Origin of the sequence: Streptomyces sp. NPDC004732 (assembly GCF_040609235.1) — a bacterium.
Classification (GTDB): Bacteria; Actinomycetota; Actinomycetes; order Streptomycetales; family Streptomycetaceae; genus Streptomyces.
This window is the reverse complement of the sequence record NZ_JBEXJR010000006.1, coordinates 255,691-277,542: the sequence shown is the minus strand read 5'-3', so window position 1 is coordinate 277,542 and position 21,852 is coordinate 255,691. Positions and strand designations below refer to the sequence as shown.

Here is a 21,852-nt window from a genome sequence, read left to right as displayed (position 1 = left end):
GCTGGAACTCGAGGAGCCCTGGGGTGCTGAGGTCAGTCGCTGACGCCGCGGCTGAGCTCCCACAGCTGGAGGTTGGACGAGGAGTTGAGGGCCCACTCGACACCCGTGATGTCGTCGCGCGCCGCGATGTACTGCTTGGCCTGCCACAGCGGGAGCACCGGGACGTCGTCGGCGACGATGTCCTGGATCTTGCGGATGCTCTTGGAGGCGGCGAGCCGGTCGGCCTCGCGGCGGGACGTCGGGATCAGCTGGTCGTTGATCGTGTCGTTCACGTACGGCGAGCCGAGGAAGTTGTCCTTGTCGAGGAACGGCGCGAGGAAGTTGTCGGCGTCCGGGAAGTCGGGGAACCAACCCATGCCGTAGGCCGCGTACTTGCCGTCACGCTCGGCGGCGCGGAAGGTGCTCCACGGCACACCCTTGATCGACACGTCGAACAGGCCGGAGTCGTTCAGCTGCTTCTGCAGCACCTCGAACTCCTTCTTGGTGGCGGGCCCGTAGTGGTCGGTGGTGTAGTGCAGGGTCATCTTCACCGGCGTGGTGATGTTCGCCTTGCTGAGCAGGTTGCGGGCCTTGGACGTGCTCGGGTTGCCGTACTTGTTGAAGAACGAGTTGGCGTGCCCGGTGATGGTCGAGGGCACCAGCGAGTACAGCGGGTCGGCCGTCGAGCCGTACACCGAGGAGGCGAGCGCGCCACGGTCGACGAGCTGCGCCATGGCCTGCCGCACGGCCTTGTTCTTGGCCGCCGGGGCGTCGGTGTTGAAGGCGAGGTAGCGGATCTCCAGACCCTGCATCTCCACCAGGTCGATCTTCTTGCCCGACGAGGCGTCGAGCTCCTTGACCTGCTCGGGCGACATGGTGCGCGTCATCAGGTCGATGTCGCCGTCGTCGAGCGCCTTGCCCATGGCGTCGGTGTCGGCGAAGTTGCGGAGCTCCACCTTGTCGCTCTGGACCTTGAACGCGCCCTTGTACTTGGGGTTCTTGGTGAACACCGTCTTGACCAGGCGGTCGTCCTTGACCTCCTGCTTCGCCGTGTAGGGACCCGAGCCGTCCACCTCGAAGCCGTCGCGCAGCTTGTTCTTGCTGTAGTGCTCCTTGCTGATGATGCCCGCGGTGGGCGTCGCCAGCTTGAACGGGAACGTCGCGTCGGGGGTCTTGAGGTGGAAGACGATGTCGCGGTCGCCCTGGACCTCGATCTCGTCGACGTTCGACACCAGGCCGTCGGAACCGCTGGGGTCCTTGATCTTGATGTCGCGGACCCGCTCGATGGAGAACTTCACGTCGGCGGCCGTCAGCGGCGTGCCGTCGGAGAACGTCAGCCCCTTGCGCAGGGTGCAGGCGTACCGCTCGTTGCCCGTGTCGGTGAAGCCGCACTGCTCGGCGGCCTCGGGCTGTGGGTCACCGCCGCCGCGTGGCATGGCCATCAGCGTCTGGACGGTCTGGCGCAGCAGGTTCCAGGAACCCGCGTCGTAGGCGTACGCCGGGTCGAAGGGCGCAGGTACTTCCTTCGAGATGGCGAACGCGTCCGTGGTGCCGACCGCGATCGGCTTGTCGCCGTCGCCGCCGTCCGAGCCACCGCACGCGGCGAGCGCGGGGACGAGCAGACCTACGACAGCCGGCAGCACCAAAGTCTTGCGGTTCATGCTCGACGTTCTCCAGAGCTCTTGATCCCGTGAATCCCGCAACGCGGGGTGAGGGTTGATGGGGCACGGGGGGTGGGGCGATGTTCTCGCGACGAGATTAGTCCGCACCAGATGAGCTTCGGAGGGCGCATGAACCCCGCATCAATCACGCTGCGAAACCGGGCGCGGACACACCGATAACCCGACACCGGAAGGTTTCGTGCACGCTCCCATCAATCGGGACACAACGCCACGTCACCACGGACCCCGGAGGGGTTCACTGCACACCCCTGCCCCACTGTCGACCCCCGGCTAAGTGGGAAAGGTCACACCCTCTGTGAGGCTTGGGCGGGGAACCGGCGGAACTGTCAGAGAGTCATCAGGCCTTGCAGGAAAGGCAGGTTGACGTGTTCGAGGGAGGGGACGACGGTGCGGCCCGCGACGGCGGGGATGGGGGCGACCGACGGCACGGCGACGACCCGGCAGCCCGCGGCCTCCGCCGAGGCGACTCCGGTCGCGGTGTCCTCGATGACGGCGCATCTGCTGGGGTCCACACCGAGCCCGCGGGCCGCGAGGAGGTAGGGGTCGGGGTGGGGCTTGGTGCGGGCCACTTCGTCGCCCGCGACGGTGAGTTCGAAGTGGTGGGCGCCGATCGAGTCGAGGACGCGGTCGATGATGCGGCGGTGCGATGCGGACACCAGGGCCATCGGCACGCCGTGCGCGGCGAGTTCGGCGAGCAGGCCCGCGGCGCCCGGCATCAGCGGCAGGGAGCGGCTGATGCGGTCCTCGAAGCCGTCGTTGAGCAGCACGGTGAGCTCGGCGACGGTGATGTCGGCGCCGGTGGCCTCGATGAGGAAGCCCGCGCTGCGCGTCATGGGGCCGCCGACGACGACGTCGCGCCAGGCCTCGTCGAGCGCGTGGCCGAGGGAGGCGAAGACCTCGACCTCGGCGTCCCACCAGAAGCCCTCGGTGTCCACGAGGGTTCCGTCCATGTCGAGCAGGACACCCTGCAGGGCGGAGCCTTCGGCCATTCGGGTGCCGAGCGCGGGAACCGTACTGGTCATGCGACCACACCTTCCGTAAGGGACGAGAAGGCCGGTTGCCTCCTTCTTGCGGGAAGGCAACCGGCCTGCACTGGACCGACCAGTGTACGACTGCGCCGGATCAGCGCGCGTTGAAATATTTGGCCTCGGGGTGGTGGATGACGATGGCGTCGGTGGACTGCTCGGGGTGGAGCTGGAACTCCTCGGAGAGCTCCACGCCGATCCGCTCCGGCTGCAGGAGCTCCGCGATCTTGGCGCGGTCCTCCAGGTCGGGGCAGGCGCCGTAGCCGAGCGAGAAGCGCGCGCCGCGGTACTTCAGCGCGAACATGTCCTCCACGTCGGCGGGGTCCTCTCCCCCGAATCCGAGCTCGGCGCGCACCCGGGCGTGCCAGTACTCGGCGAGGGCCTCGGCCAACTGGACGGACAGGCCGTGCAGTTCGAGGTAGTCGCGGTAGGAGTCGGCGGCGAACAGTTCGGCGGTGGCCTCCCCGATCTTCGAGCCGACGGTCACCACCTGCAGGCCCACCACGTCGGTCTCGCCGGATTCCTCGGGGCGGAAGAAGTCCGCCAGGCACAGGCGGCGCCCACGGCGCTGGCGCGGGAAGGAGAAGCGGGTGCGCTCGTTGCCCTGCTCGTCCAGGATGAGCAGGTCGTCGCCCTTGGACACACAGGGGAAGTAGCCGTAGACAACGGCGGCTTCCAGCAGGTTCTTGGTCTGCAGTTCGTCCAGGAGGCCACGCAGGCGGGGGCGGCCCTCGGTCTCGACCAGCTCCTCATACGTCGGTCCGGCGCCGGTACGCGCCTGCTTGAGGCCCCACTGCCCCTTGAACAGGGCGCCCTCGTCCAGCCAGGAGGCGTACTCCTTGAGCTGGATGCCCTTGATCACCCGGGTGCCCCAGAACGGGGGCTCCGGCACGGGGTTGTCGACGGACACGTCGGAGCGGGCCGGACCCTCCGGCTCCGCGACGGCCACCGCGGAGGTCTCGCGCTTGGGCACGCGGCGCTGCTTGAGTTCGGGCAGGGTGGCGCCGGGCACGCCGCGCTTGACCGCGATCAGCGCGTCCATCAGGCGCAGGCCCTCGAACGCGTCGCGGGCATAGCGCACTTCACCCTCGTAGATCTCGTGCAGATCCTGCTCCACATAGGCGCGGGTGAGGGCGGCGCCGCCCAGGATCACCGGGAAGTCAGCGGCCATCTTGCGCTGGTTGAGCTCCTCCAGGTTCTCCTTCATGATCACCGTGGACTTCACCAGCAGCCCCGACATGCCGATCACATCCGCGCGGTGCTCCTCGGCGGCGTCCAGGATCGCCGCGACCGGCTGCTTGATCCCCAGATTGACCACGTTGTAGCCGTTGTTGGACAAGATGATGTCCACGAGGTTCTTGCCGATGTCATGCACGTCGCCGCGGACCGTGGCCAGCACGATGGTGCCCTTGCCCTCGGAGTCCGACTTCTCCATGTGCGGCTCCAGATGCGCCACCGCCGTCTTCATCACCTCGGCGGACTGCAGCACGAACGGCAGCTGCATCTGGCCCGAGCCGAACAGCTCACCGACGACCTTCATGCCCTCCAGCAGCGTGTTGTTGACGATGTCCAGGGCCGGAGTGTCCGCCAGCGCCTCATCCAGGTCGTCCTCCAGGCCGTTCTTCTCCCCGTCGATGATGCGCCGCTGCAACCGCTCCTCCAGCGGCAGCGCCAGCAGCTCCTCCGCCTTGCCCGCCTTCATCGACTTGGTGGAGACCCCCTCGAAGAGCTCCATCAGTCGCTGCAGCGGGTCATAACCCTCGGCGCGGCGGTCGTAGATCAGGTCGAGTGCGACCTTGACCTGCTCCTCCTCCAGGCGCGCAATCGGCAGGATCTTCGAGGCGTGCACGATCGCCGAGTCCAGGCCCGCCTTGACGCACTCGTCCAGGAAGACGGAGTTCAGGACGACGCGGGCGGCCGGGTTGAGGCCGAAGGAGATGTTGGACAGCCCCAGCGTGGTCTGCACGTCGGGGTGGCGGCGCTTGAGTTCGCGGATCGCCTCGATGGTGGCGATGCCGTCGCCGCGGGATTCCTCCTGGCCGGTGCAGATGGTGAAGGTCAGCGTGTCGATCAGGAGGTCCGACTCGTGGATGCCCCAGTTGGTTGTCAGATCGGCGATCAGGCGCTGGGCGATGGCGACCTTGTTTTCGACGGTGCGGGCCTGGCCCTCCTCGTCGATGGTCAGCGCGATCAGCGCCGCGCCGTGCTCCTTGGCCAGCGCGGTCACCTTGGTGAAGCGGGACTCGGGGCCGTCGCCGTCCTCGTAGTTGACCGAGTTGATGACCGCCCGGCCGCCCAGCTTCTCCAGCCCGGCCTGCAGCACCGGCAGTTCGGTGGAGTCCAGCACGATCGGCAGCGTCGAGGCGGTCGCGAAGCGCCCGGCCAGCTCCGCCATGTCGGCCACGCCGTCCCGGCCCACATAGTCCACGCACAGGTCGAGCATGTGCGCGCCCTCGCGGATCTGGTCGCGGGCCATCTCCACACAGTCGTCCCAGCGGGCCTCCAGCATCGCCTCCCGGAACTTCTTGGACCCGTTGGCGTTGGTGCGCTCGCCGATCGCCATATAGGCGGTGTCCTGGCGGAAGGGCACCGTCTGGTAGAGCGAGGCGGCGCCCGGCTCCGGGCGCGGCGTGCGCGCGGGCGCCTCCACACCGCGGACCCGCTCGACGACCTGGCGCAGGTGCTCCGGCGTCGTGCCGCAGCAGCCGCCCACCAGGGAGAGGCCGTAGTCGCGGACGAAGTTCTCCTGCGCGTCGGCCAGCTCGGAGGCCGTCAGGGGGTAGTGGGCGCCGTCCTTGCCGAGGACGGGCAGGCCCGCGTTGGGCATGCAGGAGATCGGGATGCGGGAGTGGCGGGCGAGATAGCGCAGGTGCTCGCTCATCTCGGCCGGGCCCGTGGCGCAGTTCAGGCCGATCATGTCGATGCCCAGCGGCTCCAGGGCGGTGAGCGCGGCGCCGATCTCGGAGCCCAGGAGCATGGTGCCGGTCGTCTCGACGGTGACCGAGCAGATCAGCGGGAGGTTGGCGCCGGTGGCGTCCAGGGCGCGGCGGGCGCCGAGGATCGAGGCCTTGGTCTGCAGCAGGTCCTGGGTGGTCTCCACCAGGAGTGCGTCGGCGCCGCCGGCGATCATGCCTTCGGCGTTCGTCTGGTAGGCGTCGCGCAGGACGTTGTACGGGGCGTGACCGAGCGTCGGCAGCTTGGTGCCGGGGCCCATCGAGCCGAGGACCCAGCGCTGCTGGCCGGTGGAGGCGGTGAACTCGTCGGCGACCTCGCGGGCGATGCGGACGCCCGCCTCGGACAGCTCGAAGTTCCGGTCCGCGATGTCGTACTCGGTCAGCGCCGCAAAGTTCGCGCCGAAAGTGTTGGTCTCCACGCAGTCCACGCCGACCGCGAAATACTCCTCGTGGACGGAGCGCACGATGTCGGGGCGGGTGACGTTCAGGATCTCGTTGCAGCCCTCGAGCTGCTGGAAGTCATCGAGGGTGGGGTCCTGTGCCTGGAGCATGGTGCCCATCGCGCCGTCGGCCACGACCACACGGGTGGCGAGGGCCTCGCGGAGGGCGTCGGCTCGGGTCCTGCTCTCGGACGAAACAGGCGTGGGCTGCGACGACGGGGTAGGCGACGAGGCCATGAAAGAGCTCCCTGGAGTGCGACGGCTGTCGGCTTTGCGCTCTCTGGTTGGAGGGCGCACCCGGCCAGGGTAGCCGGGACCATGGTCCCGTTGTGAAGTAGTCCACGGGACGGACGGGCCGGACGGGCTTGGCCGGATCCGATGCCCGGGACGGGCCGTGCGGGCGACACGGGCCGTCCGTGCATTAGCGAGAGGTCGACAACGACCGATAGTGTTCAGCATTGTCGAACGTCGGGTTGGAGCAAGGGGACGGAGGTCGGGGCTGCGATGGCACGCAACATCCAGTCGCTCGAAAGGGCCGCGGCGATGCTGCGGCTGCTCGCCGGCGGCGAGCGACGGCTCGGCCTCTCGGAGATCGCCTCCGCCCTCGACCTCGCCAAGGGTACGGCGCACGGCATCCTGCGCACCCTGCAGGCCGAGGGCTTCGTGGAGCAGGAGCCCGCGTCGGGCCGCTATCAGCTGGGCGCCGAGCTGCTGCGCCTCGGCAACAGCTATCTGGACGTCCACGAACTGCGGGCCCGCGCCCTGGTGTGGACCGACGACCTGGCCCGTTCCAGCGGCGAGAGCGTCCACCTCGGTGTCCTGCACCAGCAGGGCGTGCTCATCGTCCACCACGTGTTCCGGCCCGACGACAGCCGCCAGGTCCTGGAGGTGGGGGCCATGCAGCCGCTGCACTCCACGGCGCTGGGCAAGGTCCTCTCCGCCTACGACCCGGTCGCGCACAACGAAGCGGTCGAGGTCGAGCGCAAGACCTTCACCGTGCACACGGTGACCGACCCCGACGACTTCGAGGGCGTGCTCGACCTCACCCGCGCGCGGGGGTACGCGGCGGACGTCGAGGAGACCTGGGAGGGCATCGCCTCCGTCGCCGCCCCCATCCACGACCGGCGGCGGATGCCGGTCGGCGCGGTCGGCGTCACGGGCGCCGTGGAGCGCGTCTGCAGGGACGGGGAGCTGCGGCCCGAGCTGATCGCCGCGGTGCGGGACTGTGCGCGTGCCGTGTCGCGGGATCTGGGCGCCGGGCGGTTCTGACCCCGCAGGCCCCGGGCGCTCGTGCGGATTGCTCCGTCGGCGCCTCGACGTGCAGGTGGCACGCATCCGCGCGACGATCAGTGGACGTATCCGGGCCCGGGACAGGCGGGCCTGGACCGATAGGTCGAAACGATCAATAACGATCGTGTTTTCAATAACAGAACTCTTGACGAGTGAGTAACCCCGGGGCGAGACTCGCGTCCACCGGTCGGCATTGTCGAACACCTAACGGCATTACGCGCTAGAGTGTGACAAGGCCAGGGCCGGCAACGACCTCACCTGAGGTCGCGGACCACCGGAGGGACCCGGGGTTCGCCTTTCCCTGGACGAAGGACAAAGGAGTCGCGGGTGTCCAGCTCCGACATCTTCATCGGCGAGACCATCGGTACCGCCGTGCTCATCCTGCTCGGCGGTGGCGTGTGCGCCGCCGTCACGCTCAAGCGCTCAAAGGCCAAGGACGCCGGCTGGCTCGCGGTCACCTTCGGGTGGGGCTTCGCCGTTCTGACCGGCGCCTACCTCGCGGGTGGCGTCTCCGGCGCCCACCTCAACCCGGCGGTCACGCTCGGTCTCGCCGTCGAGGGCGGCACCAAGTGGAGCGACGTTCCGATCTACCTCGGTTCGCAGCTGCTGGGCGCGATGATCGGCGCCGTTCTGGTGTGGGTCGCCTACATGGGCCAGTTCAAGGCCCACCTGACCGACCCCGAGATCCTCGCGGCGCAGCCCGTGGAAGAGGGCATGGTCGACCAGAAGGCCGCCCCCTCGGCCGGTCCGGTGCTCGGCGTGTTCTCGACCGGCCCCGAGATCCGTAACTACGTCCAGAACGTGCTCACGGAGATCATCGCCACGACCGTCCTGGTCCTCGCCATCCTCACGCAGGGCCTCAACGACGGCGGCAACGGCCTCGGCACCCTCGGCGCGCTGATCACCGCGCTCGTCGTGGTGAGCATCGGCCTCTCGCTCGGTGGTCCCACGGGCTACGCGATCAACCCGGTCCGTGACCTCGGTCCGCGCATCATCCACTCCGTGCTCCCGCTGCCGAACAAGGGCAGCTCGGACTGGTCGTACGCCTGGGTTCCGATCGTCGGTCCGCTGATCGGCGGCGCCATCGCAGGCGGTCTCTACAACGTCGCGTTCAAGTAGACCCGCGACAGCGACCGACGACCGACTCAGCCGTCTGAGACCGACAGTCAAGAATTTCTGGAGCACACCGTGACCGACGCACACACCGCAGGCCCCTTCATCGCGGCCATCGACCAGGGCACGACCTCGAGCCGCTGCATCGTCTTCGACAAGGACGGCCGGATCGTCTCCGTCGACCAGAAGGAGCACGAGCAGATCTTCCCGAAGCCGGGATGGGTCGAGCACGACGCCGCCGAGATCTGGACCAACGTCCAGGAAGTCGTCGCCTCCGCCGTCTCCAAGGCCGGGATCACCCGCGACGACATCAAGGCGATCGGCATCACCAACCAGCGTGAGACCACGCTGCTCTGGGACAAGAACACCGGCGAGCCGGTGCACAACGCCATCGTCTGGCAGGACACCCGCACCGACGCGCTCTGCAAGGAGCTCGGCCGCAACGTCGGCCAGGACCGCTTCCGCCGCGAGACCGGCCTCCCGCTGGCCTCGTACTTCGCGGGCCCGAAGGCCCGCTGGCTGCTCGACAACGTCGAGGGCCTGCGCGAGCGCGCCGAGGCTGGCGACATCGTCTTCGGCACCATGGACTCCTGGGTCATCTGGAACCTGACCGGCGGAGTCAACGGCGGCAAGCACGTCACCGACGTCACCAACGCCTCCCGCACCATGCTGATGAACCTGCACACCATGCAGTGGGACGAGAAGATCTGCGAGTCCATCGGCGTCCCGATGGCGATGCTCCCGGAGATCCGTTCCTCCGCCGAGGTGTACGGCGAGGTCACCGGCGGCCCCCTCGGCGACCTGCTCGGCGGCATCCCCGTCGCCTCCGCGCTCGGCGACCAGCAGGCGGCCCTTTTCGGCCAGACCTGCTTCGACGAGGGCGAGGCCAAGTCCACGTACGGCACCGGCACCTTCATGCTGATGAACACCGGTGACAAGGCCATCAACTCGTACTCCGGGCTGCTGACCACCGTCGGCTACCAGATCGGCGACCAGAAGCCGGTCTACGCCCTGGAAGGCTCCATCGCCGTCACCGGTTCGCTGGTGCAGTGGATGCGCGACCAGATGGGCCTGATCAACTCCGCCGCCGAGATCGAGACGCTCGCGTCGTCGGTCGAGGACAACGGCGGCGCCTACTTCGTACCGGCCTTCTCCGGTCTGTTCGCCCCGTACTGGCGCTCCGACGCCCGCGGTGTGATCACCGGTCTGACCCGGTACGTCACCAAGGCGCACATCGCGCGCGCCGTCCTGGAGGCCACGGCCTGGCAGACCCGCGAGATCACCGACGCCATGACGAAGGACTCCGGCGTCGAGCTCGCTGCGCTCAAGGTCGACGGCGGCATGACCTCCAACAACCTGCTGATGCAGACCCTCTCGGACTTCCTCGACGCGCCCGTGGTGCGCCCGATGGTGGCCGAGACGACCTGCCTCGGTGCCGCCTACGCCGCCGGTCTCGCCGTCGGCTTCTGGTCCTCGACCGACGAGCTGCGCGCCAACTGGCGCCGGGCCGCGGAGTGGACCCCCCACATGGACGCGGGCACCCGCGACCGTGAGTACAAGAGCTGGCTCAAGGCCGTCGAGCGGTCGATGGGTTGGCTCGACGAGAGTGGCGAGGAGTAAGACACATGACCACCCTGCAGAGCGTCCCTGCCCTCGGGACGCATCCGGCTGCCGGTTCCAACCAGAGCCGCGCCGAGACCCGGGAGCAGCTTTCCAAGGCGACGTACGACCTCCTGGTGATCGGCGGCGGGATCCTGGGCATCTCCACCGCCTGGCATGCCGCGCAGTCGGGACTGCGGGTGGCCCTGGTGGACGCCGGTGACTTCGCCGGCGCCACCTCCTCCGCCTCCTCCAAGCTCCTCCACGGCGGTCTGCGCTACCTGCAGACCGGCGCGGTGAAGCTGGTCGCGGAGAACCACTTCGAGCGTCGCGCGGTGTCCCGTCAGGTGGCCCCCCACCTGGCGAACCCGCTCACCTTCTACCTGCCGGTCTACAAGGGCGGCCCGCACGGCGCGGCCAAGCTGGGCGCGGGCGTCTTCGCCTACTCGGCGCTGTCCGCGTTCGGCGACGGCGTCGGCCACCTCCTCTCGCCGTCGAAGGCCGCGCAGGACGTGCCGGAGCTGCGCACGGACAACCTGAAGGCCGTCGCGGTCTACGGCGACGACCAGATGAACGACGCCCGCATGGCCCTGATGACGGTCCGCGCGGCCGTCGAGGCCGGTGCCGCCGTCCTCAACCACGCCGAGGTCACCGGTCTCCGCTTCACCAAGGGCCGGGTCACGGGCGCGGAGCTCAAGGACCGCACCAGCGGCGACGAGTTCGGCGTCAACGCCCGCCTGGTCCTGAACGCGACCGGCCCCTGGGTCGACCACCTGCGCAAGATGGAGAACCCGGACGCGGCGCCCTCCATCCGCCTCTCCAAGGGCGCGCACCTCGTCCTCAAGCGCACCGCCCCCTGGAAGGCCGCGCTGGCGACCCCGATCGACAAGTACCGCATCACCTTCGCCCTCCCCTGGGAGGACATGCTGCTGCTCGGCACCACGGACGAGGAGTTCGAGGGCGACCCGGCGGACGTGCGCGTCACGGAGTCCGACACCGCGCAGATCCTGGACGAGGCCGCGTTCTCCATCCGCGACCAGCAGCTGTCGCGGGACCTGATCACGTACTCCTTCGCGGGTCTGCGGGTGCTGCCCGGCGGCCCCGGCGACACCTCGAAGGCCAAGCGCGAGACGGTCGTCACCGAGGGTGCCGCAGGCATGCTTTCGGTGGCGGGCGGCAAGTGGACGACGTTCCGCCACATCGGCCGGACGATCATGAAGAAGCTGGAGTCGCTGCCGGGCCACCCGCTGGGCGACGACTACGAGCCGATCTCCTCGCTGCCGAAGAAGCTGCCGCTGCCCGGCATCGCGAACCCGCGCGCCGTCGCCCACCGCCTCCTGGTGGACGGCCCGGCGCCCGGCCCGCGCATGGCCGCCGACACCGCCCAGCACCTGGCGACGCACTACGGCTCGCTCTCCTTCGACATCGCCCGGCTGGCGAACGAGAACCCGGAGCTCGCCGAGCGCGTCCACCCGGACGCCCCGGAGATCTGGGCCCAGGTCGTCTACGCCCGCGACAACGAGTGGGCCGAGACCGCGGACGACGTGCTGCGCCGCCGCACCACGCTGACGATCCGCGGCCTGGCCACGGACGAGATCCGCGGCAAGGTCGAGGACCTGCTGGGCAAGAAGGCCTGACGGACGTCTTCGTAGAGGGCTGTTAGTTCTTAGAGGACAGGCTCAGAGGGCTGGTAAGGGGCGGTCGCCATGGCGGCCGCCCCTTACGCATGCCATGCCGCCGCCACAGTGCGGCAACGTTCGGCGCGCACTGTTGAGGCATGAAGTTTCAGGTGCTCTCCCTCATCTCCCACTCGCCGCACCCCCTGACCGGTGAACTCCCCTCCCCCACCGAACGGTTCGAGGACGTCATCGAGGTCGGTGTGACGGCGGAGCGGCTCGGCTACGACGCGTACGCCGTGGGCGAGCGGCACGCGGGCGCCTTCCTGTCCTCCAGCCCGACCGTCGTGCTCGGCGCCCTCGCCGCGCGCACCTCCCGGATCAGGCTCCTCACCGGCGTCACCGTCGTCGCGATTCTCGACCCCGTGCGGGTCGCCGAGGACTACGCGACGCTCGACCAGATCTCGCGCGGCCGCATCGAACTCGTCGTCGGCAAGGGCGCGGAAGCCGGGCACTTCGACCTGTTCGGGCTCGACGAGTCCCGGCAGTGGGACCTGCAGCGCGAGAAGTACGAACTGCTGCGCAGGCTGTGGGACGAGGAGAACGTCGACTGGGAGGGCGAGTTCAGGCCGTCGTTGAAGAACGTCACCACGGTGCCGCGCCCCTACGCGGGGGCGCCGCGCGTCTGGCACGGTTCGGCGACCTCGCTCAACTCCCCCGAGCTCGCGGCCAAGCACGGCGACCCGCTCTTCACCGCCAACGCCATCCAGCCGCGTTCGGCGTACGCCTCGCTCATCGGCCACTACCGCGAGCGGTTCGAGGCGTACGGACACGACCCGGCCCGCGCACACGTGGCGGCGGGCTCCGGCGGGCTGCTCATCGCGGACAGCGCCGAGCAGGCGGTGTCGCGCTACAAGGAGCTGTACGAGGCGAAGGTCGCCCAGACGTTCCGGCCCGATCTGGCGGGCAAGGCGGGCTACAACACGCCGTTCCGCACCATCGAGGACGCCATCGCGGACGGGCCCCAACTGATCGGCTCCCCGCAGCAGATCATCGACAAGATCCTCGGCTACCACGAGGTGTACGGGCACGACCTGCAGTCCATCTCGGTGGACGGCTTCGGGCTCTCGCGGGGCGAGCAGACCGAGACGCTGCAGCGGTTCGCGGAGGAGATCGCGCCGGTCGTGCGCAGGGCGGCACCGTCCACGCTGTGGGACACCCTGTGACGCGCCAACAACGCGGACTACGATCCGAAGAACTGCCCTGACCTGCCCTGGAGTGATCCATGACCCTCCTCACGACCTGGCCGGAGTCCGGCCCCGGGACCGTCGTGCGCCGCACATCGGACCCGGCTGAGATCGCCGCCGCGCTCGCTCCGGTCGGCGTACGTTACGAGCAGTGGCCGGTGCGCGAGGACGTACCGGCCGACGCCGACAGAGACACGGTCTTCGCCGCGTACCGCACGGAGATCGACAAGCTCAACGCCGAAGAGGGCTTCCGCACCGTCGACGTGGTGGCGCTGCACCCCCCGGCCGGTGACGACCCCGAGTGGGCCGGGAAGGCGAAGGCCGCCCGGCAGAAGTTCCTCGCCGAGCACACGCACGACGACGATGACGAGGTGCGCTTCTTCGTCGCGGGCGCCGGGATCTTCTACCTCCACGTGGCGGGCGAGGTGCACGCCGTGTACTGCGAGAAGGGCGACCTGCTCGGTGTGCCGCGCGGCACCACGCACTGGTTCGACATGGGGACGTCCCCGGCGTTCACGGCGATCCGCTTCTTCCACGAGGAGGACGGCTGGATCGGCACCTTCACGGGCAGCCCGATCGCGGACCGCTTCCCCGACTTCGACGAGATCCACGCGGGGTACGCCGCGTGACGGATCGCGATATACGCGACATTAGCGACGTAGACGCCGTGGTGCTCGACATCGAGGGCACCACGAGCGCCACGGGGTTCGTGGTGGACGTGCTGTACCCGTACGCCCGCGAGCGCTTCGGCGAGCTGCTCGCCGCGCGGGGCGAGGAGCCCTCGGTGGCACGGTCCGTCGCGCAGGTGCGGGCGGAGATCGGCGAGCCGGACGCCGACGCGGCGCGGGTGGAGAAGGTCCTCGGCGAGTGGGTCGACGCCGACCGCAAGGCGACTCCCCTCAAGACGCTCCAGGGCATCCTGTGGGCGGAGGGCTTCGCACGCGGCGAGCTCGTCTCGCACTTCTACCCGGACGTCATCCCGGTCCTGCGGCGCTGGCACGCGGACGGGGTGCGGCTGTACGTGTACTCGTCGGGTTCCGTGTCCGCGCAGCGCGCGTGGTTCACGCACTCCGCGGAGGGCGATCTGCTGGGTCTTGTCAGCGGCCTGTACGACACGGAGAACGCGGGTCCCAAGCAGGAGGCGGACTCCTACCGTGCCATCGCCGCGGCCACCGGGGTCGCCCCCGGGCGGCTGCTCTTCCTCTCGGACCGGCCCGGCGAGCTGGACGCGGCGCGGGCCGCGGGCTGGCGTGCGGTCGGGGTGCGCCGGGACGGGGAGCCGTACGCCGACGCCGACTTCGGCGACCACCCGCAGGCCTCGGCCTTCTCCGAGATCACCCTTGCCGCTAGGAGCAGTTCATGACCGAGACCAGCACCGCAGCCCTGGATCTGGAGGAGGCGGGGGCCGTGCTCGCCGCGGAGGCCGCGCGGTTCGCTTCGTTCGGGTGGATGCGGGGCACGTCGGGGAACCTGTCGCTGGTCCTCTCGCGGGACCCGCTCCGGCTTGCCGTCACCGCGAGCGGCCGGGACAAGGGTGAACTGACGTCGTCCGACGTGGTGCTGACGGATGGTGAGGGCTTGGCGGTCGGGCCGGGGCGCCCGTCGGCCGAGGCAGCGCTGCACGCGCGCGTGGTGCGGCTCACCGGTGCGGGCGCGGTGGTGCATGTGCACACGGTGGCTTCGGTGGTCATGGGGCAGCGCTCTCCCGGCGGGATTCCCTTCGAGGGGCTGGAGATGCTGAAGGGGCTCGGGCATCCGACGCACGAGGTGTCGGTGACGCTGCCGGTCATCGCGAACAGTCAGGACATGGGGGAGCTTGGGGCGCGGCTGGAGGCCGCGGTTCAGCCGGGGATGCCTGCGGTGGTCGTGGCTGGGCACGGGATCTATGTCTGGGGGGCGGATCCTCGCGAGGCGCGGCATCGGGCCGAGGTCGTGGAGTGGCTGCTTGAGCTGGCGGTGGCGCGGGGCTGAGGTCTGCCTCCGGCGGTTTCTTCCCCGATCCCGCCCCTTCCCGGAACCGGGGCTCCGCCCCGGACCCCGCTCCTCAAACGCCGGAGGGGCTGAATTAGACGCCGGAGGGGCTGGAACCGTTAGCCCGGCAGCTCCCCCGCCGCCACCTCCAGCACGCCCCGCTCCGTGACCAGCGCCGTTACCAGGGAACCCGGTGTCACGTCGAACGCGGGGTTGTGGCCGCGCGAGGCCTCGGGTGTCGTGCGGATGCCTGCCCACTCCAGCACCTCGGCCTCGGAGCGGAGTTCTATGTGGATGTCGTCGCCCGAGGCCGTCGCGAGGTCGACCGTGGTGGTGGGGGCCGCCACCATGAAGGGGATGCCCGCGTGCGCGCAGGCGAGTGCCACGGCGACCGTGCCGACCTTGTTGGCGGTGTCGCCGTTCGCGGCGATGCGGTCCGCGCCGACGATCGCCGCGTCGACCTCGCCCCGCAGGATCGTGCCCGCCGCCGCGCCGTCCGCCTGCACGTAGTGCGGTATGCCCTCCTGGGCGAGTTCCCAGGCCGTCAGGCGCGCCCCTTGGAGCAGGGGGCGCGTCTCGTCGGCGTAGACCGTCTCCAGGCGTCCCCTGGCGTGGAGTTCGCGGATGACGCCGAGTGCCGTGCCCCAGCCCGCCGTGGCGAGGGCTCCGGTGTTGCAGTGGGTGAGGATCCGCAGCGGGCGGGCCGTGCCGGGGGCCACGCGGTCGAGGAGCCAGTCGGCGCCGTGCGCGCCCATCGCGTGGTTGGCCGCGAGGTCTTCCTGGACGATCGCGTCCGCCTCGGCGAGGACCGCGGTCATGCCCTTGTCGATGAGGGGGCGCACGCGGTCCACGCACACCATGAGGTTCACGGCGGTGGGCCTGGCCGCGCGGATCCGGTCGACCTCGGCGTCGAGGCGGGCGCGGTCCCAGCCCTCGCGTGCGGCCTGTGCCATGGCGAGCGCGACCCCGTATCCACCGGCCGCGCCGATCGCGGGGGCGCCGCGGACGACGAGCCGGACGATCGCGTCGACGAGGCCGTCGACGGTCGTGACGTCCAGTCGTTCCAGGGCGTGCGGGAGCACCGTCTGGTCGATGAGGGAGACGGACGGGGTGCCGTCCTCCGCGGCCGCCGTCCACGTCACGGCGCGCAGTTCCTGGCTGTTCATGGGGGTCAACTCCGAACGAAGAGGGGCGATTCCGGCCAAGGGAGGAGGGGTGCCGTCACCGTACCTGACGTGCTCGAACCACATTTCGAGACGACCGTACGGCTGTCCGAAATCCGGTGCTACCCTCGCCGCCACCCAGGACAGATCGATCCGATCCACGGTGCGAGGAGGACAGCCATGGCCGCGAAAGCCGACGCGATGTGCTGCCCCGCCGTGTCCTGCGGCCGCCGAATGCGCTGTTGCCGCTGTTGCCGCTGAGCGACGCCGCTCGCACCCTCGTACGAGTCTCGACTCTCCTGTCACTGCCCGGGCCGTTTCCGGGCACCTTCACGAAGGCGATGCCATGTCCCTGCTGTCTCTGCGTACGCACACGCCCCTGAGACTCACCGCCGCGACCGTCGGCGCCGTTCTCCTGGCCACCGGCTGCAACGCCGCCGCCAAGAACGGGGATTCGGGAAAGAACGGTGACGGGGGAAGCGGCAAGTCGTTCACGCTCGTCACGCCCGACCCCGTCGCCCAGAACGAGTTCCTCAAGCTCGCCGTCACCGGGGTGAAGGCGGCGGCGAAGGCGCACGACGGCTCGCAGAAGGTCTTCCAGAGCAGCGACACCGACTCGCGGCAGCAGAACGTCGCCTCGGCCGTGGACTCCGCTCCCGATGTGGTCGCGCTCGTCGGCTTCGAGTTCGCGGACATCGTGGCGCAGCAGGCCGAGGCCCACCCGAAGCAGCAGTTCCTGCTCGTCGACGCGTGCACCAAGAAGACGTACAAGAACGTCACTTGTGCCGTGTTCCGCGAGCACGAAGCCGTCTTCCTCGCCGGTGCCGAGGCCGGGCTGCTCACCAGGAGCAAGAAGGTCGGGGCGGTCGACGTGCTCGACACCCCGCAGTTCCGGCGGTACAGCGAGCCCTTCGCGGCGGGCGCGAAGAAGGTGCGGCCCGGGGTGCGGTCCCGGACGCTGTTCGTCGGCGGCCAGTCGCCGTTCAATGACGCGGCGCGCGCCAAGGACCAGGCGGCGACGCTCGCGTCGGGCGGCGTCGACCAGGTGATGGCGGCCGCGGCGGCGGGCAACACGGGCGTCTTCCAGGCGGCGAAGGCGGGGAAGTCCGCGCACGGCAAGGGCTTCCAGGCGTACGGCGTCGACGCCAACCAGTGCCTGACCAGCCCCGGCGAGGTCGTCGACAACGTCCTGAAGAAGACCGACGTCGCCGTGGAGAAGGGCATCGGGCAGATCCTCGACGGCAAGGGCGGCACCACCGTGTCGTACGGCCTCAAGGAGGGCGGCATGTCGCTGACCGGCCTGGAGCCGGGGCTCGCCGACTCCAAGTGCCTGATCGCCGAGCCGGACAACGACGACGTGCTGGCGCGCGTGAAGAAGCTACGCGACGACATCGCCACCGGAAAGCTGACCGTCGATGACCCCGCGGCCTGAGGCGGCGGGTGCCCCCCCTCGCCGTCGAACTGCGGGGCATCACCAAGGAGTTTCCCGGCACCCTCGCCAACGACCGGGTGGACCTGACCGTCCGGCGCGGTGAGATCCACGCCCTGATGGGCGAGAACGGCGCGGGCAAGTCGACACTGATGTCCGTCCTGTACGGGCTGCTGCGCCCGGACGCCGGGCAGATCCTGCTCGACGGGCGCGAGGTGTCCTTCGCGCGCCCGAGCGAGGCGATCGCCGCGGGCCTCGGAATGGTCCACCAGAGCTTCAAGCTGTTCCCCTCCTTCACGGTCGCCGAGAACGTCGTGTACGCGGCCGAACCGCGCCGCTTCGGTCTCACCGACCGGGCGGAGGCGGTGCGGCGGGTGGCCGCGCTCGCCGAGGAGCACGGCCTTGCCGTCGATCCGTCGGCCGAGGTCGGCGACCTGCCGGTGGGCGTGCGCCAGCGCGTGGAGATCCTCAAGCTCCTGTACCGGGGCGCCCGGACGCTCATCCTGGACGAGCCGACGGCCGTCCTGACGCCCGCGGAGGCGGACGCGCTCTTCGGGGTGCTCCGCTCCCTCGCCGACGAGGGCCGCACCGTCCTCCTGGTCACGCACAAGCTGCGCGAGGTCATGGAGGGCAGCGACACGGTGACCGTGCTGCGGGACGGGCGGGTCGCGGCGCGCATGCGGACCGCCGACACGAGCGCGGACGGCATCGCGGCGGCCATGACGGGCCGTGCGGTGGAGCTGGACCGGGTGCATCCGGCGGGCTCGCCCGGCGGCGCCGTCCTCTCGGTCGACGGTCTGACGGCGGGCGGGGTGCGCGAGGTGTCGCTCACCGTCCGCGCCGGGGAGATCGTCGGCATCGCGGGGGTCGCGGGCAACGGCCAGTCCGAACTGGTCGAGGCGATCGCCGGGTTGCGGCCCACCGCGGCGGGCCGGGTCACGCTCGCCGGGCAGGACGTCACCGACGCGTCGGCCGCGGGGCGCCGTGCGGCGGGGCTCGCGTACGTCCCCGAGGACCGCACCGCGGTCGGCACCGCGCCGACGGCGACGGTCGCGGAGAACCTCGCCATGGGCCACCACCGGGGGCACGGCCTGCTGCGCCCCGGCTGGCTCCGCGAGCATGCGCGCGTGCTCGTCGAACGCTTCGGCATCAAGGCGGCGTCGTCGGGGCACCCGGCGGGCTCGCTCTCCGGCGGCAATCTGCAGAAGCTCGTGATCGGCCGCGAGCTGGCCCACGAGTCGCCCCTGCTGATCGTCGAGCAGCCGACCCGCGGCGTGGACATCGGCGCCGTCCAGACGATCCACGACCACCTGGTCGCCCACCGCGACGCGGGCCACGCGATCCTGCTCGTCTCCGCCGAACTCAGCGAGATCCGCGGCCTCTCCGACCGGGTCCTCGTGATGTACGAGGGCGAGATCGCGGCGGAGTTCACCCGCGAGGAGGCGGACGAGCCGACGCTGGGGCTCGCGATGGCGGGCGGAGCGCCGGAACCCGCTTCACCCACCGAGGCACCCGTCCCGTCCGTCCCCCTCAAGGAGGCCCCCTGACATGGCCGTCGAGAGCCTCTCCCGCCGGTCCGGGGCGCACTCCCCCGTCCGGCGGTTCCTCCGTTCGTCCGCCCTGCACTCCGTCGTCGCCGCCGTGCTCGTCGGGGCGCTGTTCCTCGTCGGGACGGGCGCCGAGCCGATCGGCGCGTACGGGTCCGTCGTCAGCGGTTCGCTCGGGCCCGACGGGATCGGGTCGACGCTGACCACCGGGACGAGCATCCTGGGCCTCGCCGTCGCGCTCGCGATCCCGATGCGGGCGGGGCTGCTGAACCTGGGCGGCGACGGACAGCTGGTGCTCGGCGGGATCGCCGCCGCGGCCACCGGGTTGTACGTTCCGCTGCCCGCGCCGCTCGCGGTGGTCGCCGCGCTGTTCGCCGGGATGCTGGCGGGCGCCGCCTATGCCGCGCTCGCCGCGGTCTGCCAGAACCGGTTCGGCGTACCGCTCCTTGTGAGCAGTCTGCTGCTGAGCTATCCGGCGATGTCCTTCGCCTCCTACCTCGCGCGGTTCCCGCTCAAGGAGGAGGGGTCGAGCCTGCCGCAGACACGGCGGCTCCCGGCGGGCGTGGAGCTGCCCGCCTTCGGTTCGTCGACGGTCACCGTGGGGCTCGTGCTCGTGGTGATCGCCGCGGGCGTCTTCGTCTTCGCCGACGCCAGGACCGCCACCGGATACGAGATCCGCATGACGGGCCTCAATCCGCGCTTCGCGGCGTACGCGGGCGTCGACAGGCCCCGGCTCACGCTGCGCCTGATGGCGGTCTCCGGAGGCGTCGCCGGGCTCGTCGGCGCGATCGGCGTGCTCAGCTTCCCGTACCGCTTCATCGACGGTTCGCTGACGGCCGCCGGGCACACCTGGACCGGTCTGACGGCCGCGCTCCTCGCCTCGGCCGCGCCCGTGGGCACCGCGGTCGCCGCGCTGTTCTTCGCCGCGCTCGACGTCGGCGGGCTCGCGATGGAGCGGGCCACGGAGGTGCCGCGCGAGCTGACGCAGGTGCTGCAGGCCGTCGTCATCGTCTTCCTGGCCGCGCGCCTGCAATTCACCTGGCGGCGCGCCAAGAAGCCTGTGAAGCCAATGCAGCCCGTACGCCCCGAGGGGGACCTCTGATGTCCGTCGACTCCGCGCTGTTCCACTCGGCGCTCCTCGCCCTCACCCCGATCCTGCTCGCCGCGCTCGGCGGCGCGGTGTGCGAGCGGGCGGGAGTGTTCAACATCGGCCTCGAAGGCATGATGCTCATCGGCTGCTTCGGTGCGGTCGCGGGCAGCTGGTTCACCGGGAGCGCCTGGCTGGGTGTCCTGTTCGCGGCCCTGTCGGCCGCCGCGTACGCGATGATCCTCGCCGTGGGGACCATCAGTCTGCGGGGCGACGCCGTCGTCCTCGGTGTCGCGCTCAACCTCCTCGCGGTCGGCCTCACGGGGTTCCTGCTGCGGACGGTCTTCGGCGTGCAGGGCACGTTCTCCGACCCGGACCTCGCGGGTCTCGCCACCGTCGACCTGCCCGGCCTCGGGGACCTGCCCTTCATCGGCCCGGTGCTGTCCGGGCACTCGCCGCTCGTGTACGTCTCCTGGGCGGCGGTCGCCGTCGCCGCCGTGTTCCTCGCCCGGCACCCGTGGGGGCTGCGGCTGCGCGGGGTCGGCGAGGCTCCGGACGCGGCGGCGACGCTCGGGGTGAGCCCGGCGAAGTACCAGTACGCGGCCGTCCTCACCGGCGGTCTGCTCTGCGGCCTTGCAGGCGCCCAGCTCGCGCTCGGCAACGTCACGTTGTTCTCGGAGAACATGACGGCGGGGCGCGGCTGGATCGCCGTGGTCGCCGTGATGCTGGGCCGGGCGCGGCCCCTGGGGGTGCTGCTTGCCGGGCTGCTCTTCGGCGTCGCGGAGGCCGTCGGGTTCCGGCTGCAGGGCAACGGTCTTCCGCAGCAGGCCACCGATGCCGCCCCCTACGTGGTGACCCTGGTCGCCCTCTTCCTGTCCACGGCGCGCCGCAGGCGCCGAAAGCATCCCAAGTCCCTGGTAGGAGCATCCACATGACGTCGCTCTCCGACGCGCTGCCCATCACCCGTGTCCCCCGCACCGGCCTGCCGGCGCAGGCGGTCGTCGTCGGCGACCCGGGCAGGGCGGCCGCCGTCGCCGATCTCCTTGCCGACGCGAAGGAGGTGTCGTACCACCGCGAGTACCGCACCTTCACCGGCACCTGGCAGGGCACGCCCGTCGTCGTCGCCTCGCACGGCGTCGGGGCGCCCGGCGCGATCCTCCTCTTCCAGGAGCTGGCCGAGGCGGGGGTCACCACGATCCTCCGGCTCGGCACGGCGGGCGCGATCCGTCCCGGCATCCGCGACGGCGACCTGGTCATCGCGGACGCGGCGGTGCGCGACGACGGCGTGACCCAGCAGCTGATCCCCGCCGAGTACCCGGCGTTCTCGGCCCCCGAGGCGGTGCTCGCCCTGCAGCGCGCGGCGCGGGCGGCCGACGCCCCGTACCACCGCGGTGTGGTGTGGACGCGGGCCGCGTTCCAGCCGGGCTTCCTGCCGCTGCCCGGTGAGGCGTACGCGGCCGCCGGGATCGCCGCCATCGAGATGGAGCTCTCGGCGCTCTACGTCTTCGCCTCGACGCACGGCCTGACCGCGGGCGGCGCCCTGGTCGTGGACGGCGCGAACGCCGACGAGCTCGTCGACAAGGAGGCCACCGGCGGGTACGACCCGCACCGCGACGTGGTCGCCGACGGGGTCGACCGGGGCGCCCGGATAACCTTGGACGCGCTGCGCCTGCTGGCCTCCACCGAGCGCTGAACGACCGTAGCGACCAG

17 protein-coding genes are annotated in these 21,852 nt (G+C 70.6%); 13 read left to right on the top strand and 4 right to left on the bottom strand.

Translation table 11 applies throughout. The features are described 5' to 3' along the window. Positions 1 to 32: 32 nt before the first annotated feature. From ABZV77_RS19910 to metH, 3 genes are all read right to left on the bottom strand, one after another. Positions 33 to 1,640 (bottom strand): ABC transporter substrate-binding protein, encoded by a 1,608-nt coding sequence (locus ABZV77_RS19910; RefSeq protein ID WP_356258285.1) that lies wholly within the window; start codon positions 1,638 to 1,640, stop codon positions 33 to 35. 347 nt (positions 1,641 to 1,987) lie between these two features. Continuing rightward, positions 1,988 to 2,683 carry an HAD family phosphatase gene (locus tag ABZV77_RS19905; RefSeq protein WP_356258282.1) on the bottom strand — a complete coding sequence of 232 codons (696 nt, stop codon included), beginning with the start codon at positions 2,681 to 2,683 and terminating at the stop codon, positions 1,988 to 1,990. A gap of 100 nt (positions 2,684 to 2,783) precedes the next feature. Next, positions 2,784 to 6,317, bottom strand: a complete 3,534-nt coding sequence (metH, locus tag ABZV77_RS19900; RefSeq protein WP_356258279.1) for a methionine synthase — start codon at positions 6,315 to 6,317, stop codon at positions 2,784 to 2,786. A gap of 267 nt (positions 6,318 to 6,584) precedes the next feature. On the opposite strand from metH, the gene ABZV77_RS19895 reads away from it, so the two are divergent. The 8 genes from ABZV77_RS19895 (at position 6,585) to mtnB (ending at position 14,916) form a co-directional block, all read left to right on the top strand. Further along, positions 6,585 to 7,349: an IclR family transcriptional regulator gene (locus ABZV77_RS19895; RefSeq protein WP_356258277.1), complete on the top strand. Its 765-nt coding sequence runs from the start codon at positions 6,585 to 6,587 to the stop codon at positions 7,347 to 7,349. A 348-nt stretch (positions 7,350 to 7,697) separates the two neighbouring features. After that, positions 7,698 to 8,489: an MIP/aquaporin family protein gene (locus ABZV77_RS19890; RefSeq protein ID WP_356258275.1), complete on the top strand. Its 792-nt coding sequence runs from the start codon at positions 7,698 to 7,700 to the stop codon at positions 8,487 to 8,489. Positions 8,490 to 8,558: 69 nt separating this feature from the next. Then, complete coding sequence (glpK, locus tag ABZV77_RS19885; protein WP_356258272.1) at positions 8,559 to 10,103, top strand: glycerol kinase GlpK; 1,545 nt, start codon at positions 8,559 to 8,561, stop codon at positions 10,101 to 10,103. Positions 10,104 to 10,108: 5 nt separating this feature from the next. Next, positions 10,109 to 11,719: a glycerol-3-phosphate dehydrogenase/oxidase gene (locus ABZV77_RS19880; protein WP_356258269.1), complete on the top strand. Its 1,611-nt coding sequence runs from the start codon at positions 10,109 to 10,111 to the stop codon at positions 11,717 to 11,719. A 140-nt stretch (positions 11,720 to 11,859) separates the two neighbouring features. After that, a complete protein-coding gene (locus ABZV77_RS19875; RefSeq protein WP_356258266.1) occupies positions 11,860 to 12,924 on the top strand; it encodes an LLM class flavin-dependent oxidoreductase in 1,065 nt (354 codons plus the stop codon). Between the two features lie 59 nt (positions 12,925 to 12,983). Further along, entirely contained in the window at positions 12,984 to 13,574 is a 591-nt protein-coding gene (locus ABZV77_RS19870) for a cupin (protein WP_356258264.1), read from the top strand. Then, the gene (mtnC, locus tag ABZV77_RS19865) at positions 13,571 to 14,308 is read left to right on the top strand and encodes an acireductone synthase (protein ID WP_356258261.1); all 738 of its coding nucleotides are present in this window, start codon (positions 13,571 to 13,573) and stop codon (positions 14,306 to 14,308) included. The genes ABZV77_RS19870 and mtnC overlap by 4 nt, the downstream gene beginning before the upstream one ends. Continuing rightward, positions 14,305 to 14,916 carry a methylthioribulose 1-phosphate dehydratase gene (gene mtnB / locus ABZV77_RS19860; protein ID WP_356258259.1) on the top strand — a complete coding sequence of 204 codons (612 nt, stop codon included), beginning with the start codon at positions 14,305 to 14,307 and terminating at the stop codon, positions 14,914 to 14,916. The genes mtnC and mtnB overlap by 4 nt, the downstream gene beginning before the upstream one ends. A 119-nt stretch (positions 14,917 to 15,035) precedes the next feature. Here the strand turns inward: mtnB and mtnA are convergent, their stop codons facing one another. After that, a complete protein-coding gene (mtnA, locus tag ABZV77_RS19855) occupies positions 15,036 to 16,082 on the bottom strand; it encodes an S-methyl-5-thioribose-1-phosphate isomerase (RefSeq protein ID WP_356258256.1) in 1,047 nt (348 codons plus the stop codon). Positions 16,083 to 16,425: 343 nt separating this feature from the next. On the opposite strand from mtnA, the gene ABZV77_RS19850 reads away from it, so the two are divergent. The 5 genes from ABZV77_RS19850 to ABZV77_RS19830 are packed head-to-tail and all read left to right on the top strand — an operon-like array spanning position 16,426 to position 21,835. Beyond that, entirely contained in the window at positions 16,426 to 17,511 is a 1,086-nt protein-coding gene (locus ABZV77_RS19850; protein ID WP_356258253.1) for a BMP family ABC transporter substrate-binding protein, read from the top strand. Between the two features lie 8 nt (positions 17,512 to 17,519). Further along, entirely contained in the window at positions 17,520 to 19,055 is a 1,536-nt protein-coding gene (locus ABZV77_RS19845; protein WP_356258250.1) for an ABC transporter ATP-binding protein, read from the top strand. 1 nt (position 19,056) lies between these two features. After that, entirely contained in the window at positions 19,057 to 20,157 is a 1,101-nt protein-coding gene (locus ABZV77_RS19840; RefSeq protein WP_356258247.1) for an ABC transporter permease, read from the top strand. Beyond that, positions 20,157 to 21,077, top strand: a complete 921-nt coding sequence (locus tag ABZV77_RS19835) for an ABC transporter permease (RefSeq protein ID WP_356258245.1) — start codon at positions 20,157 to 20,159, stop codon at positions 21,075 to 21,077. The genes ABZV77_RS19840 and ABZV77_RS19835 overlap by 1 nt, the downstream gene beginning before the upstream one ends. Continuing rightward, on the top strand, positions 21,074 to 21,835 hold the full coding sequence (locus ABZV77_RS19830) for a purine-nucleoside phosphorylase (protein WP_356258242.1): 762 nt from the start codon (positions 21,074 to 21,076) through the stop codon (positions 21,833 to 21,835). Before ABZV77_RS19835 ends, ABZV77_RS19830 begins: the two co-directional genes overlap by 4 nt. The last annotated feature ends 17 nt before the right edge of the window (positions 21,836 to 21,852 follow it).